At 44.1% G+C, this 14,047-nt stretch carries 12 protein-coding genes; 4 read left to right on the top strand and 8 right to left on the bottom strand.

The window, feature by feature from the left end; translation table 11 throughout:
* Window positions 1-270 precede the first annotated feature (270 nt).
* Window positions 271-987 (top strand): PHP-associated domain-containing protein, encoded by a 717-nt coding sequence (locus VNM22_02455; GenBank protein ID HWP46000.1) that lies wholly within the window; start codon window positions 271-273, stop codon window positions 985-987.
* Window positions 988-1,168: 181 nt separating this feature from the next.
* On the opposite strand, the gene VNM22_02450 is transcribed toward VNM22_02455, so the two are convergent.
* The gene (locus tag VNM22_02450; protein ID HWP45999.1) at window positions 1,169-4,357 is read right to left on the bottom strand and encodes a hypothetical protein; all 3,189 of its coding nucleotides are present in this window, start codon (window positions 4,355-4,357) and stop codon (window positions 1,169-1,171) included.
* Window positions 4,358-4,879: 522 nt separating this feature from the next.
* Here VNM22_02450 and VNM22_02445 point away from each other — a divergent pair.
* Window positions 4,880-5,827, top strand: a complete 948-nt coding sequence (locus VNM22_02445; GenBank protein ID HWP45998.1) for an alkaline phosphatase family protein — start codon at window positions 4,880-4,882, stop codon at window positions 5,825-5,827.
* Between the two features lie 209 nt (window positions 5,828-6,036).
* Here the strand turns inward: VNM22_02445 and VNM22_02440 are convergent, their stop codons facing one another.
* From VNM22_02440 to uvrB, 6 genes are all read right to left on the bottom strand, one after another.
* Window positions 6,037-6,357: a hypothetical protein gene (locus tag VNM22_02440; protein HWP45997.1), complete on the bottom strand. Its 321-nt coding sequence runs from the start codon at window positions 6,355-6,357 to the stop codon at window positions 6,037-6,039.
* A 774-nt stretch (window positions 6,358-7,131) separates the two neighbouring features.
* On the bottom strand, window positions 7,132-8,478 hold the full coding sequence (locus VNM22_02435; GenBank protein ID HWP45996.1) for an AI-2E family transporter: 1,347 nt from the start codon (window positions 8,476-8,478) through the stop codon (window positions 7,132-7,134).
* 563 nt (window positions 8,479-9,041) lie between these two features.
* Window positions 9,042-9,179 (bottom strand): hypothetical protein, encoded by a 138-nt coding sequence (locus tag VNM22_02430; GenBank protein ID HWP45995.1) that lies wholly within the window; start codon window positions 9,177-9,179, stop codon window positions 9,042-9,044.
* A 177-nt stretch (window positions 9,180-9,356) separates the two neighbouring features.
* Window positions 9,357-9,869 (bottom strand): glycine/sarcosine/betaine reductase selenoprotein B family protein, encoded by a 513-nt coding sequence (locus tag VNM22_02425; GenBank protein HWP45994.1) that lies wholly within the window; start codon window positions 9,867-9,869, stop codon window positions 9,357-9,359.
* 67 nt (window positions 9,870-9,936) lie between these two features.
* Complete coding sequence (locus tag VNM22_02420) at window positions 9,937-10,569, bottom strand: cyclase family protein (protein ID HWP45993.1); 633 nt, start codon at window positions 10,567-10,569, stop codon at window positions 9,937-9,939.
* A gap of 78 nt (window positions 10,570-10,647) precedes the next feature.
* Complete coding sequence (gene uvrB / locus VNM22_02415) at window positions 10,648-12,687, bottom strand: excinuclease ABC subunit UvrB (protein ID HWP45992.1); 2,040 nt, start codon at window positions 12,685-12,687, stop codon at window positions 10,648-10,650.
* Window positions 12,688-12,809: 122 nt separating this feature from the next.
* Here uvrB and VNM22_02410 point away from each other — a divergent pair, with 122 nt between their 5' ends.
* Window positions 12,810-13,178 (top strand): hypothetical protein, encoded by a 369-nt coding sequence (locus VNM22_02410; GenBank protein ID HWP45991.1) that lies wholly within the window; start codon window positions 12,810-12,812, stop codon window positions 13,176-13,178.
* Window positions 13,179-13,180: 2 nt separating this feature from the next.
* Window positions 13,181-13,798, top strand: coding sequence for a metal-dependent hydrolase (locus tag VNM22_02405; protein ID HWP45990.1), 618 nt, complete (start codon window positions 13,181-13,183; stop codon window positions 13,796-13,798).
* 13 nt (window positions 13,799-13,811) lie between these two features.
* Here VNM22_02405 and VNM22_02400 read toward each other — a convergent pair.
* On the bottom strand, window positions 13,812-14,047 hold a 236-nt coding region (locus VNM22_02400), incomplete at its 5' end, for an EAL domain-containing protein (protein ID HWP45989.1).

The raw sequence follows: 14,047 nt of genomic DNA, 5'->3' as shown, positions 1-14,047 counted from the left end.
GGAAAAACCCTTTAAAGAAAGGAAAATACGTTACTTCTACTCTTTTGTTTTAGGAAATTCTCCTGGATCTGTCAAGATAAATTTCACGATTGCTTTTTTCTTTTTTAAATATTGCTCCAATCGTTAAAATTGCATCACTTTTGCATGGAAGAGAAAGTATTGTTATTTATTCGGATCTTTCTTATATTTCATGAAAGATCTCTCATAGACGCTCTGCTAAAGATTAAGCACTCAGAGATAAAGATAAGTTTTTGATGAGGAGAATCAGACATGACGCAATCCAGAAAACTGAAAGCCGATTTTCATTTACATACTTCCGAGGATCCGGAGGATCTTTTTATTCGACATAGCTCTACAGAGCTCATTGATAAGGCAGCCGAATATGGGTTTGATGTGTTGGCCATTACCCTTCATAACCGACAACTTTATACCGATTATTTGAAAAATTATGCTTTGGATCGAGGGATACTCCTGATCCCAGGAATGGAAGCAACCATCGAAGGCAAGCATATTCTTCTTCTTAATATGAACTGCGATTTAAGCAAAATCCGAAGGATTCAGGATTTAAATCGATATACCGGTGAAGATACCCTGGTTATCGCAGCCCATCCCTTCTTTCCAGATTCTAAATGCCTGGGATCCAAACTAGAAAAGAATATAGAGGTTTTTAACGCTATCGAGTATAGCCATTTTTATCTAAAAAAAATCAATTTCAATGAAAAGGCCGTACAGGTGGCGACTAAATATCAACTACCCCTGGTAGGCACCTCGGATACCCACATCCTACATCAATTCGGTAAGACTTTCTCCCTGGTGGAGGCCGATCCAGAAATCGGTTCGGTGATTGAAGCAATTAAAAAAAGACGGATTGAAGTCGTCAGTCAGGCCTTAACTCCCACCTATGCCGCAACGACCATGCTTCAATTGAAATCCGGGATTATCAAGAAGATAGAAAGGAAATTAAAGAAGTTCTTTTCGTCCCGGTAAAATAAAAAAGTACTTGCTTTAAAGGCTTTAAAGAAAGGTTTCTAGATTTTGCTTCCACTCTGTTCACCCTGAGCCCTTCGACAAACTGGCCCCAACGGCATCGAAGAGCTCAGGACGATGGGAGGAAGGTGGTAGAGGATTTATTCCAGGAAACGACCCAAGAAAAATCCCTTCCTCCGGCTTATCTCTTGGCCAATTCCAGCTTCAACTCTTCAATTACTTTTTGGAGTTTACCGATTTGATTGTCCGCTTTAACCAAAGCAATGGCTTTTTCGCTGACGGCTTGATTGGCTATATCCAACTGACCGCGGAGCTGGCTTACTTGAGTGGTTAACTCTCCCAGAGCCTTTTCCTTTTCTTCTAGTTTTTTCCTGAACTCTTCTTGCATCTGGTTAAACTGGCTTTGGAGTTGGACAAGGGTTTTTTCCTTTTCATCCAGATTCTTCCGAACTTCTTCCAGTTGATTTTGTAACTGATCGGGTTGAGAACGCAAGCTTTCAAGGGCCTGATCTTTTTCCCGGAGTTGGTTGTTTGCATTGTCTAACTGGCTTTGGAGTTGAGCTATCTGGGTCAACAGACCCTCTATTTCCTTGCTCTTTTCTTCCTGGTTACGTTGAGCTTCTTCTTGTACCTGTGTCAATCGGGTCGTTAAGGTCGTAAGCTCCTCCTCTTTTCCCCGGAGATGGGCTAAGGCTTCTTCAAGTTTACCCTGTAATTGATTTACCTGGTCGGTTAAGCTTGCAAGCAACTTGTCTTTCTCCTGGAGGTTTTGTTTCGACTCTTCCTGTAATCGGTTAAGTTGATCTGTAGCCGCCGCCAAGGCTTTATCCTTTTCGCTTAGATTCTCATTAGCTGCTGCCAGTTGGTTTTGGAGTTGATCGAACTGCATAGCCCAGTTCGCCAGGGCCTGATCCTTTTCGGCAAGGACCTTCTGGCTCTCTTCCTGAGCCCGGGTAAGCTGAGCTTTTAAATCAGCTATCAGCCGATCTTTTTCTTCTTGCAATTGATTGAGCTCTTGGGTTACCCTGGCTAAGGCCATGCTCTTTTCACTTATCATGTCCTGCAGAGTCTTCAACTGCCCCCGCAACTGATTAACCTGTTGGGTCAGGTTGGTCACTGCCGCCTCTTTCTCCGTCAAATTTTGTTGAGATTCTTTTTTTAACTGATCGAGCTGTCGACTCAGGTTAGTTAAGGCCAGAGTCTTTTCACTTATATTCTGATTGGCAACCTCTATCTGGGTTCGTAGTTGATTTATCTCTGCTGTCAACTCTGCAATCTGTTGCTCTTTTCCATCTAAAACTTTTCTGGCTTCCTCCCGTTCTTGAGCTATCTGATCCTTAAGCGCCAGGAGGGTCCGCTCCTTTTCATTCAAAGCCTGTTGAGTCTGGTTCTGTAACTGATTCAGGGAAGCATTCAAGGAGGCAATGATTTTGTCTTTCTCCTCCAGGTTCTTCTTCATTTCTTCTTGTAGCTGACGGAACTGCTTATGCGAATCGGCCAACGCAAGGGTCTTTTCACTCACACTCTGGTTGGCAAAATCCAGTTGTCCTTGAAGTTGATTTAATCTGGCCGTTAGATCTGCAACTACCCGGTCTTTTTCTTCTAAACCTTTCTTTATTTCCCCCTGTAGTTGATGAACCTGCGTGTTTAAGTCCGCAGCTATCTTTTCATTTTTCTCCAAATTCTCCTGGAGTTGGTTTCGCTGATGAATCAAATGGGCTAAAGCATTGGTTTTTTCACTGAGATTTTGATGGGTTACTTCCAGTTGACCACGTAATTGATTTAGCTGGCCTGTTAAATCTCCGATCATCCTGTCTTTCTTTGCCAGATCCTCCTGGAGTTGATTGAGTTGGTTGGTCAGGTTTACCAGGGTAATAGCTTTTTCACCTATATTTTGATGGGCCGTATTCAGTTGGGTTCGCAGCTGATTTACTTCTTGGGTTAGATCTCCGATCTTTTGTTCTTTCTCTGCCAGGTTCTTTTGAGTCTCTTTTTGTTCTCTGCTCAATTCTTCAAGATTGTTTTGGATCTTAGCCTGTAGATTTTTCTGTTGCTGGAGTGCTTCGGTTAACCGATTCACTTCGGTATTTTTTGCCTCTAATTGAGCCCGTAATTGGTTTAACTGATGGGTTAAATCGGCAAGAACTGCTTCCTTTTCTTGCAGATTTTTCTTACTTTCCTCCTGGACTCGATCCAATCGATTGGCCAAATCAGAAAGGGCTAAGGTTTTTTCGCTGAGGCTTTGATTGGCCGCATTAAGCTGACCCAGAGACTGGTTTAGTTGTGCAGTCAGGTCGGTAAGGATCTGCTCTTTTTCGGTTACATCCTTTTGATATTCCTCTTGAAGTTGATTCAACTGCTTGCTTAAGTTATTAAGCGCAAGGCTCTTTTCACTGGCGTTTTGATGAGCAATATCCATTTGACCTCGGATTTGGTTGATCTGCGAAGCCAGTTCATTAGCCATTCGCTCCTTTTCTGCTAAAATCCTTTGGGTTTCCTCTTGCTCCTGACTCTTCTTTTCTAAGTTACTTCGGACTTCCTCCAATTGTTTAGCATGCCGGTTGAGATCTGCCATCAGGTTATCGATCTGAGTGTTTTTCTCATTCAGTTGGGCCTGCAATTGGTTGATCCGGCTGTTCAACTCCTCCAGGGCTTTGTTCTTTTCTTCCAGATTTTTTTGGGCTTCTTCGTGGGTCCGATTTAACTCTTTATGAATTCCCTGTAGTTCAACCAGATCCTGGTTGGTTTTCTTTAGCTGATCCTGCAACTGAGCAATCTGCTCAGTTAAATGCGTAGTTTCCCTGTCCTTTGCAGCTAACCTCTTATTTTCCTCTTGAAGCCGTCCGATCTGTTCTTTTAAGTCGGCCAGGGTTTTATCCTTTTCGGCAAGACCTTTGTTTTCCTCTTGAAGCCGTCCGATCTGTTCTTTTAAGTCGGTTAAGGCTTTATCCCTTTCATTCAGGCTTTGATCGGCGTTTTTGAGTTGATCTTGCAATTCATTTACCCGAGCGGTTAAATCTCTTACCTGAACTTCCTTTTCACTCAGTGCTTTCTTAAAGTCCTCCTGGACCTGGTTAAGTTGAGTTCGTAGGGTTATGAGCTCTTTGTCTTTTTCTTCAATATTTCTGCCGGCGTCTTCAAGTTTGCTCTGTGAATTTTTAAGCTGGGTATTTAAATCGGCCAGGATTTTATCTTTTTCACTTAACTGCTTTTGAGATTCCTCTTGGATTTGATTTAACTGATAACCCAATTTACGAACTTCGCTCCTTTTGCTTACATAGAGTCCTGTCATAAAAACTACCGCTACGGTCATGACAAGACTCAAAATGCCTAAACTTTTCTTTGTAAAAATCGGATTTTGTACTTCCATACTTCTTTTCTGACTGCCTCCTCCCTAAAGTTGTTAAACTACCATTGAAAACTGATAACCATTGTCCAACAAGAATCCCCTATTTCTGGGGAATATGTCAAGGAGTTTTTTGGAAATCTTCATGGAACGTGGAATCCAGATAATTTTTAATCCTCTTTGCGTTTTATAGAAAGAAGTACCATATTGTTATTTTGTAATACCTATTACCTCTTTAGTAAGAATGGGAAAAGTTATGGCAACAGCCTTCCTTTAACCTCGATCAAGAGCTTTTAGTTACCCCCTGATTTTTCAAAAATCCTATAAACGGTAATATCTTTGTGGAAATCTTTAATTTCAAGTACAAAGGACACAAATAGCAGGAAAGTTTTATTAAACAACGTCTGTTCCAGTTTATTGAGACCTTCAGAAAGGTTCATTAACTTCCAGGGCTTTATCAAAGGCCACCGAAAGACGGTTTAACTTTCTCGGTTTTTGATAAAGTCTGAGGGTCTAAAGGGTATTATCTGGAAAGGATGGAGAAGAATGGGAAAGGCAGGAGTGAAAAAAAATGTAACCTTCTTTCATACACTTATCCATGCTCTTCTTTTAACGATGATGGGGATCATACGTTTTTATATCTACCCAACCGCCTCTTTTGCTCAGACCCCCTGTACCCCTGGGACCCCTAAGCACTTCCAGCGCGTGCTTATCATTGTTCTTGAGAATCAGAATTATGAGGATGTAATGAAAGATTCTTACTTCCGCTCCCTGGCCCAGCGTGGTGCGAACTTCACCAATTTTCATGGGTTGTTTCATCCTTCTTACTCGAACTATTTAGCCATGGTATCCGGAAAGGAGATCCGAACTCACTTCGACTGGCAGGTTGATTTAACAGATCATAAAACAATTGCCGATCTGCTCCAATCCCATGGACTTAGATGGAAGAACTATGCCGAAGGGTACCCGGATAGGCGGAGTATGGATCCGAAGAAGCATCCGGATTTTTGTTTCACAGAATCTCGTTATGGCCGTTATGCCAGAAAGCATGTACCCTTTGTAAGCTTCATACCCAGTCATCAGCGGGAAAAGTATTGTGCCAACATTGTTCCGGCAAGCCAATTTGCCGAAGATTTAAGGAATAAGGAACTTCCCGAATATGCATTTTACACGCCGGATATGGATCATAACGGCCATGATACCGATTTAGCCCATGCTTCCCGCTGGCTCCAGGGTTTTCTGGAGCCTCTCCTTCAAGATCCAGATTTTATGGCCAGGACACTCCTTGTGATCACCTTTGATGAATCCGGTAAGGAGAATAAAAGAAAGGATAATCACATCTATACAGTATTCCTAGGGGGAATGGTAAAACCCGGTGACTACCATGAGAACTATAATCATTTTAACGTGTTACGAACCATTGAAGACAATTTCTGTTTGGGTACCCTTGCAGAGGGGGATAGTCGGGCTCAACCCATAGATGTTTGGAAGTAAAACAACCCTGGATATTTCTTCTTGGTTGAACTACCTTTAGTTAACAAAATGAGGGGTTATCTCTAGAGCCATAAATCCTGAGTAACCAATCCTAAACAGTTAGAACGAATTTTCGAACGGTCTGGTAGGGGTGGGTTTGAAACCCACCTTAAGAGAATCCTAGTTAGATGGCTTTGTCCAAAATTCCTGCCTGGCTCTTCCTTACACCATCACGTTTCTATCAATTCTGTATCTTCTCCTCCCTCATCTCCTTCATTTCCACCGTTATCTCCTTCGTCGTTGTTATTTCCGTTGTCATCATCATCATTTTCATGGGAGCATAGGGAGATTTTCTGTTCTTTCCAGGATGGTTTTAATTCGATTAAGGTAGTTTTGATATTTAATCCCTGGAAAGCACCGGGCCAGACATTTTGTGAGTTTGTCTCTGCACCTCCTTTGTAGGCTAAATAGGCCGACAGGTAGGTTAACCGTCTCGGTTGATGCTCGGTGGGAATTATTATCCTAGAAATCGGTCGGATAAGATTTTGCATACATATAAAACAAAATCCTAAGAGGGCTCCTATAAAGATCCTTCTCTTGAAAATAACTACCATAATTCTTTCTCCTTCCTGAATGGAGGTTCTTGGATGGAGGATTCATCAGATCCTTCTGGAGAATACCCCATCGGTTTTCTTGGAGATTCAATTTCCCCTCGATAGGCTCCCTCCCCGATGCCCCCACCCTGACCCTCCCCGTGGACGGGGAGGGAAAATGGGGAGGGCTGGGAGTGGGGCTATGGGGTTTACCAGGAAAATATGAGGTAAGGGGTCGGGTAGTCCTATGCGGTTACCTTCCAAGAGTAGCTATAGAGGTCTACTTCCAGATTTTCAGATCGGTTGCCTCATCCCCGGATTATACAGAACGGAGCTTTTTGCTTTTACCTCTTTTCTAAAGCAAAGGCCATACCACCGATTGGCTTCTGTCTGCCAGGGGTACTTTCCAATTTCCCAAAGGCCTCCCTCTCCTGAAGCTTCGGGAGAGGAGCCGGGTGAGGGCAGACCATTACACAGAATTAACTTTACAAAGTACTGATTTTTTTAGTCTTTACAGGAGTTCATTTGTTTTAAAAACATGACAGATCGTCATCCATTTAGGACTCGGTCCCTTCAAGGCTTCGGATAAAATCCGTAGGATCCAGGCTTTCCTCCATGTCACTTTTTTACGACGACAGGTTAAAAAGCGATTTCATAGGGCCATTACCACCGGAGTCTCTATTTTAATTTAGAATTTAACAGGGGTCAGAAAAGTTGAGGTACGACTAAAGCCTACCCTTCGAATTGATCGACAGTTTCACCCAGGAAAATCCCGATAGGTTTCAGGTTTTCAAAGCTATCGATAATGACTTTCAGGGAAACCAGCAAGGGGGTCGAAAGCAAAAGTCCCACTGGACCCCAAAGCCAGGTCCAAAAGATAGCCGATAATAACTGGGCAATGGGATTTAGGTCGATCTGATGACCGACCAGGCTGGGGGTGATATAATTACCTTCTAAATTTTGAATGAAAAGATATATGGTCACCAACAGCAAAGCATGTTTCCAGCCTTCATATTGAATAATAGCCATCAGGGTAGGAGGAATTATGGCAATAAAAGGGCCTACATAAGGGATAAAATTGAGGATACCTACCAGAGGTCCCCAGATATAGAAATAAGGAATACCCTGTAAAAAAAATGAAAGGGTATGGACAACGGCAAGCCCCAGATTAATCAGGGACATTACAATAAGGTAGCGTTGAATTTTTTGGCTGATATTATCGATAATGTTGATGGTCAGTTTTCGATCTGCTCGACTGGCGATGGCAATCAGTTTCTTTTTAAAGATGATTTGATCTTTAAGCAAGAAGAGAACAAAAAACAGGACGAGTACAAAGGTACTTACCACATCAAAGGTCGTGGTTAAGGTTTTGAAATAATGGGTTGCTTGGTTAGCAATTCTGACCTCTGGAATATCCTTTTTTTCTTCCTTGGTTAGATCCTCGGTTTTCTCCTGGATCTGCTTTACTTCCTTCTGGACTCCTCCAATCAAGGTCCGAAGTTTATGAGAATATTTTGGAAAATCTTCCATAAAGTTTTGTACCTGGCCTATCAAAAAATAGAGACCTGTGAGGATAATACTTAAGGCTAAGAGTACGGCCAGGATACTGGCGACGGTATGGGGGATTTTAAGCCAGTGGGTTGTAAAGCTGACCAAAGGACTTAAAATATAGGAAAGATAGAGGGCTAGGATAAAAGGAATTATAACCGGCTGGGCGAAGTAACAAAAAGCGATAATGGTCCCTATTCCTAAAATAACCAGGGCCCAACTTCGCAACTGAACAATGGTCGGTACGCCTTCAACGATGGTTCTGCCGTTTCCACCTAACGTTCCATTCGTATTAGCTCGGGATTCTCCATTTGCCTTTGAACCCTTTGTGGAAGCAGACAAAGGCGGTATCTGCGTAACAATGATCCCATCTTCGTAATTCTCTGTGTAGGTTTCTGGGGATTTATCAAACCGGGATTTGCAACTGGTACTACAGAAATAATAGGTATGATTCTGGTATCGACTACGCCAGCGCAATCGTGCCGGATTCAAGCGCGTTCTACAAACGGGATCTCGGGTCACTGGTGTCATATTCTAGATTAGAATTGGAGATAAAGTTTATAAGTTTTACCTAGCCCAAAATCGGATATTTTTCACTAAGTTAAAATACAGCAAATGAGCCTGAATGCCACACCTTTTTATTTGAGAAGTCATACCGGTTTCAAATTTGTGCACTGAACGATCCAGTTCCTCCCCGGCCTCAACCCCTCTTTTGAAGTTTCAGGGGAAGGGTAGGAAAGGGGGACATACCCATCAAGCTAAGAAGAGGAAAAGCCTTATTTTCGGCCTGAACATCCTCCCTTGCTCCCTTGAGGGGGGAACAGGGGCCTAAGCGCCAGGATAGGAAGGTTAGCCCCGGCGGGGCAAGCTGTTGATAATCCCTGGCATAAACTAGGGGAAACAGGATAACAGGATCCTCTAAGCTCCGTCAGGGGCAACCTGTTTACCAGGATGTGAAAAAATTCTGAATTCTGAATCTCCCCACTTATATCGGGGGCTACCCATGGTTCGTTCCTGACAGGGCTTTTCAGCTTAACCTGGCGCCGGGGATGGAGGGTTAAGGTAGTCTGTCCATGGGCAGGCGGAACGCAACTTTATGGAACTTTATCCACAAGGGGAGAGGAAAAAGGGTTCTGATAGGTTTCTCGACGCCAACGGTGGGGGAGATCCCGGATCGTGCCGGGGGTATCCAGAGTCTGGAGCGCATCCAGCATCTCTTTTAGAATGGTCATTTGTTGATTTACCTGAAAGGGTTCTCCCAAAGGATGCCCGAAAGGCCAGCGAAGAGACAAAGCCCTGGGAGGTTTAACGGCTTCTGTAACCTTACGTACCAGGGTGATAGAAATCGTAGAAATACCCTTCCGTTCAACTTCTCGCTGGATCAGTCCTACAGACTGATTGCAGAGCCCTCAAGCCGGAGTTAAAAGGACTGCATCCACCTGAGCCGCCCTAAGTTTTTCGGCCACCTCGGGGGCCGTTTGTCGTATCAGGATATCTATCAAATCTTTATCGATATGTCCCATAAAACTGTAATGAAAAGGAGCTTCTTCTCCAATGACCCGGAGTTGGGCCAGCTCTTTTAAGCGTTCTATAGGGAAGATGATATTGATATCCCTGTCGGCATCGCGATGATCGTAGTAATCATGGGTAATCGTTAAGTCCTCCCGGTGAGTATCTCGAGGAATCTCCCGGTAAGTAGGGTCTCCGTGGGGGTTTTTCATGTCAAAGGGGAGTTGATTTTTTAAATGAACGCCACCTGTTGTAATTAAGGCAACCCGACAATCCCTAAGCTTTTTCTTTAAAGGCGTCCAGGGAACGTCCCGACTTTCCCAAAAAGAGGTTTTCTCTGCCCAACGATCTACGAGTTGAGGGAATTTTGTAAAGAATTTAGCCAGAAGTCTATTTTTAATACTTCGGAACAAGGGAAAAAATCAAGATGAAAAGAGAAAAGCTCAAGATCTGTTTCTTGGGCCTTTCATTTTGACCCTTTTAGCTTAAGCTTTTCAAAATGGCTCGAACCGGAGCTCCATCTCCGTTTTTAATCTTGATGGGAAGACAACATATCTCGTAATCCCCGGGTTCCACCTCCGAGAGATTCAGTCCCTCCAAAGGAATGACTTCATGGCTCAGGAGAGTGTGGTGAACCGGAAATTCTGTGCTTCCAAAGGCTTCAACCGAAAGATAATCGATCCCTATCAACTTAATTCCCTTCTCGACCAGATATTCGGCTGCCTTTTGGGAAAGATGAACAAAATCGGTATGAAAAATTTCATCTTTCCAGCATTCCAGGGAATTTCGAGTTTTAAAAAGAACACGTTCAATCCCCTGCCAGGATAAACCCTTCAAGTCATCCACTTCGATTCTTTTTTCAACGTTAAGTTCATAAACCCTCACTCTTCCTATGAAAATATCCAGTGGAATCTGGTCTATGGTTTTACCATCCCGAATGAAATGTCCCGGCGCATCCAGATGGGTTCCTGTGTGGGAACCCAGTGTGATGAGGGAAACGTTAGCCGGGTCGCCCCGGTCCAGATCCAAAGCCTTCTCAATCCTGAGGGGAGGGTCTCCCGGCCAGGTCGGCAACTCATTGGATAAGGGAACGGAAATATCGTAAATTTTCATATTTGAGGCTTGAAACTTGGAACTCGAGGTCAGGTTATCCTGCCTGTCGGCAGGTCTATTCTCTCACCTCAGATGCTTTTAACTTCCAGATCGCTTTTTCAACTCTTTGATCTTATCCCTCAGCACGGCAGCCCTTTCAAACTCCAGTTTCTTAGCCGCTTCCTTCATCTCTTTCTCTAACCTGGCTATCAGATTGGAAATATCTTCCTCAGTCAGATACTCCGCCGGCTTCTCGGCCACTAACAATTTATCCTGCGCCAGGTCCAGTGACCCATCCTGAGAAAGGGGAACCGTATAGTAATCCGCTTCATAAATGCTTCCCAGAATGTTGGTGATAGACTTCTGAATGGACTCTGGTGTAATTCCATGTTCTTCATTGTATCTTCGCTGTTTTTCTCTTCGTCGGTTGGATTCTTGAATGGCTTCCCGGATAGATTGGGTTATCTTATCTGCATACATAATGACCAATCCGTTGACATTTCGGGCAGCTCGTCCCGCAGTTTGAATCAAGGAGGTTGTAGACCGCAGGTAGCCTTCCTTATCGGCATCTAAAATTGCAACCAGAGAAACTTCCGGGATATCGAGTCCTTCTCGAAGCAAATTCACTCCAATGAGCGCATCGTATTTTCCCATCCGGAGGTCCCGGATAATCTCCACCCGCTCCAACGTATCGATATCGGAATGGAGGTAGCGCACTTTCAAACCCAGGTCGGTGTAATATTCGGTAAGATCTTCGGCCATTCGTTTGGTTAGTGTAGTTACCAGTACCCGTTCATTTCGCCTGGCCCGGGCTTTGATTTCTGTCATGAGATCATCGACCTGTCCGGCAACGGGTCGAACTACAATCTCGGGATCCATAAGTCCGGTGGGGCGGATAACCTGCTCTACAACGACTCCCTGGCTTTTTTCCAATTCATAAGGACCCGGTGTGGCCGAAACGTAAATGACCTGGGAGACCTGTTTTTCAAACTCCTCAAATTTCAATGGACGGTTGTCCAGGGCCGAAGGAAGCCGAAATCCGTATTCCACCAGGGTGGTCTTTCGGGAACGGTCTCCAATATACATGCCTTTAAGTTGGGGGATGGTCACATGGCTTTCATCAATGACGATCAGCGAATCTCTGGGGAAGTAGTCCAGCAAAGTGGGAGGGGGTTCTCCCGGCTGTCGCCCACTGAGATGACGGGAGTAATTTTCAATCCCATGGCAGTAACCCACCTCCTGAATCATCTCCAGATCGAACATGGTTCGTTGATGGAGCCGCTGCATTTCCAGCAACTTTCCTTGTGCCCGAAGTTCTGCTTCCCGTTCTGCCAGCTCTATTTTAATATTTTCGATGGCCCGCTTGAGAGTAGCCGCTGGGGTAACATAATGACTGGCAGGATAAATGACCACCCGGTCCAGCTTCCCCAAGGTTTTTCCCGTTAATGGATCAAAAACAGCCAGGGTATCTACTTCATCCCCAAACAACTCAATCCGAATGCCTTCATCCTGGTAAGAAGGATAAATTTCAATGACATCCCCTCGAGCCCGAAAAGTTCCCCGAGAGAAACCGATATCGTTGCGCTCATAATGGATGGAAACAAGTTTCCTCAAAATTTCTTGGCGACTGATGGGTTGTCCCTGGTCTAAAAAAAGGAGCATGCCATAATAGGCCTCCGGAGAACCCAAACCGTAAATGCAAGAGACGCTGGCCACAATGATGACATCCCGTCTTTCAAAAAGGGATCGGGTTGCCGAATGCCGCATTTTATCGATATACTCGTTAATCGAAGCATCCTTCTCTATATAGGTATCTGTGCTGGGAATATAAGCCTCCGGCTGATAGTAATCGTAATAACTGACAAAGTACTCTACGGCGTTGTCAGGAAAAAATTCACGAAATTCATTGAAAAGCTGGGCGGCTAAAGTTTTATTATGGGCAATAACCAGGGTGGGCTTCTGAACCTGCTCGATAACATTGGCGATGGTGAAAGTCTTACCCGATCCGGTCACTCCCAATAAGACCTGATGGGGATCTCCCCTTTTTATGCCTTCCACCAACTCTCGAATAGCAGAAATTTGATCCCCGGCGGGTTTAAAATTGGAGACCAGGCGAAATTTGTTGGGTTTACGTTGCATATTTATATATTCAACCTGTTTATAAGAAGCGTCAAGGGGGAATATGGCTTGACAGTTCTCTGGGTGGATGTATCTTTCTTTTTAAAAAGGAAAATTTGGAAGGATTAGAGAGAGGTTAGAATATGATAAAAATCATTGCTTATCAAGGTCCCCGCGGGGAACTCACCCGAGACTATCGGGAATGGATTGAGTCGGTATGTAAATATCTGGTGGAGAATCCAGAAGAAGCCGGAAATATTATGTATACAGAAGATGCTTTGCATATCATGGATGAATTGATGGATAATGAAGATTACGATCCGGAGGAAATCCAGCCTATTTTAGAGAAAATAGCGGATATTGCCCATGAAAACAGGTTTATTCTTTCTCGTGTTCCCATAGGTTGGGAGGAGCAGGAAACAGAAGGTGAGGTTGACAACTGGGTAGTTGAAATGAACGCTCGAAACTATCTGATGGAATTGGATGAGGAATTAGATGAGGATTTAGACTAAACATGCCGACGATTTTTACCCATGCCATTGTTGGCTACGGTCTGGCCCGATTGATAACCCATTCTTTTCAGGTTAGAGATCAATACGGGCTTTTATCTGCGGTCTTACCGGTTATTCCCGATCTGGATGCCCTTCTGATGCCCTGGATTCCTTATTCCCACCCCTTGGGTCATCGCGGATTCAGCCATTCCCTGTTTTTTGCTGGAGTTCTGGCCCTGGGGGCTTCCCATTTTCCCTCCAAAATCACCCCGGTTTTCTCTTCAGGATGGCTGGGATTGATTCTATTTTACTGGGGGATCACTGTTTCCCACGGAGTTCTGGATGCTATGACAGATGGAGGGCTTGGAATTGCCTTTTTCGCTCCCTTTGATAATACCCGGTATTTTCTACCTTTCCGACCTATTCCGGTCGCTCCCCTGGGTATTTCTTCTTTTTTTTCGAGTCGGGGTTTGCAGGTTTTCTGGGTTGAATTTACTCTGTTCTGGTTCTTTGCTCTGGCCATGATCATCTGGAGCTGGGAAAGCGTCCCTTTACGAAAGGTCTTAGGAAGCCTGTTGATTTTAGCCGGAATAATAGCCTGGGGCTGGCGAATCCGACAATTACCTCGATCTTTTCAGTAACTATAACAATTTCTCAGGGTTTGATGTAGCTGGTCTTATAATTGGAATTTTCTGTTGTGCATTTCTTAAAACATCGATCTTCCTTTAATAACTTTTCAAACTCCTCAACCGGTACAGGTTTACCAAACAGGTAACCCTGGGCCTCATCACACTGTTGGGCACATAAAAAAAACAACTGCTCCTCCGTCTCCACCCCCTCCGCTAAAACCTTCAACTCCAAAGCATGGGCCATGTCTATGATTAACCTGG

It is taken from the genome of Candidatus Limnocylindrales bacterium, assembly GCA_035559535.1.
Lineage (GTDB): Bacteria > Moduliflexota > Moduliflexia > Moduliflexales > JAUQPW01 > JAUQPW01.
This window is presented reverse-complemented; position numbering and strand designations above follow the sequence as displayed.

What these genes read in the sequence shown, in the direction of transcription:
- VNM22_02455 (HWP46000.1), top strand. Translation starts at nt 271, where the DNA reads ATGACGCAATCCAGAAAACTGAAAGCCGATTTTCATTTACATACTTCC.
- VNM22_02450 (HWP45999.1), bottom strand. Translation starts at nt 4,357, where the DNA reads ATGGAAGTACAAAATCCGATTTTTACAAAGAAAAGTTTAGGCATTTTG.
- VNM22_02445 (HWP45998.1), top strand. Translation starts at nt 4,880, where the DNA reads ATGGGAAAGGCAGGAGTGAAAAAAAATGTAACCTTCTTTCATACACTT.
- VNM22_02440 (HWP45997.1), bottom strand. Translation starts at nt 6,357, where the DNA reads ATGCAAAATCTTATCCGACCGATTTCTAGGATAATAATTCCCACCGAG.
- VNM22_02435 (HWP45996.1), bottom strand. Translation starts at nt 8,478, where the DNA reads ATGACACCAGTGACCCGAGATCCCGTTTGTAGAACGCGCTTGAATCCG.
- VNM22_02430 (HWP45995.1), bottom strand. Translation starts at nt 9,179, where the DNA reads ATGACCATTCTAAAAGAGATGCTGGATGCGCTCCAGACTCTGGATACC.
- VNM22_02420 (HWP45993.1), bottom strand. Translation starts at nt 10,569, where the DNA reads ATGAAAATTTACGATATTTCCGTTCCCTTATCCAATGAGTTGCCGACC.
- uvrB (HWP45992.1), bottom strand. Translation starts at nt 12,687, where the DNA reads ATGCAACGTAAACCCAACAAATTTCGCCTGGTCTCCAATTTTAAACCC.
- VNM22_02410 (HWP45991.1), top strand. Translation starts at nt 12,810, where the DNA reads ATGATAAAAATCATTGCTTATCAAGGTCCCCGCGGGGAACTCACCCGA.
- VNM22_02405 (HWP45990.1), top strand. Translation starts at nt 13,181, where the DNA reads ATGCCGACGATTTTTACCCATGCCATTGTTGGCTACGGTCTGGCCCGA.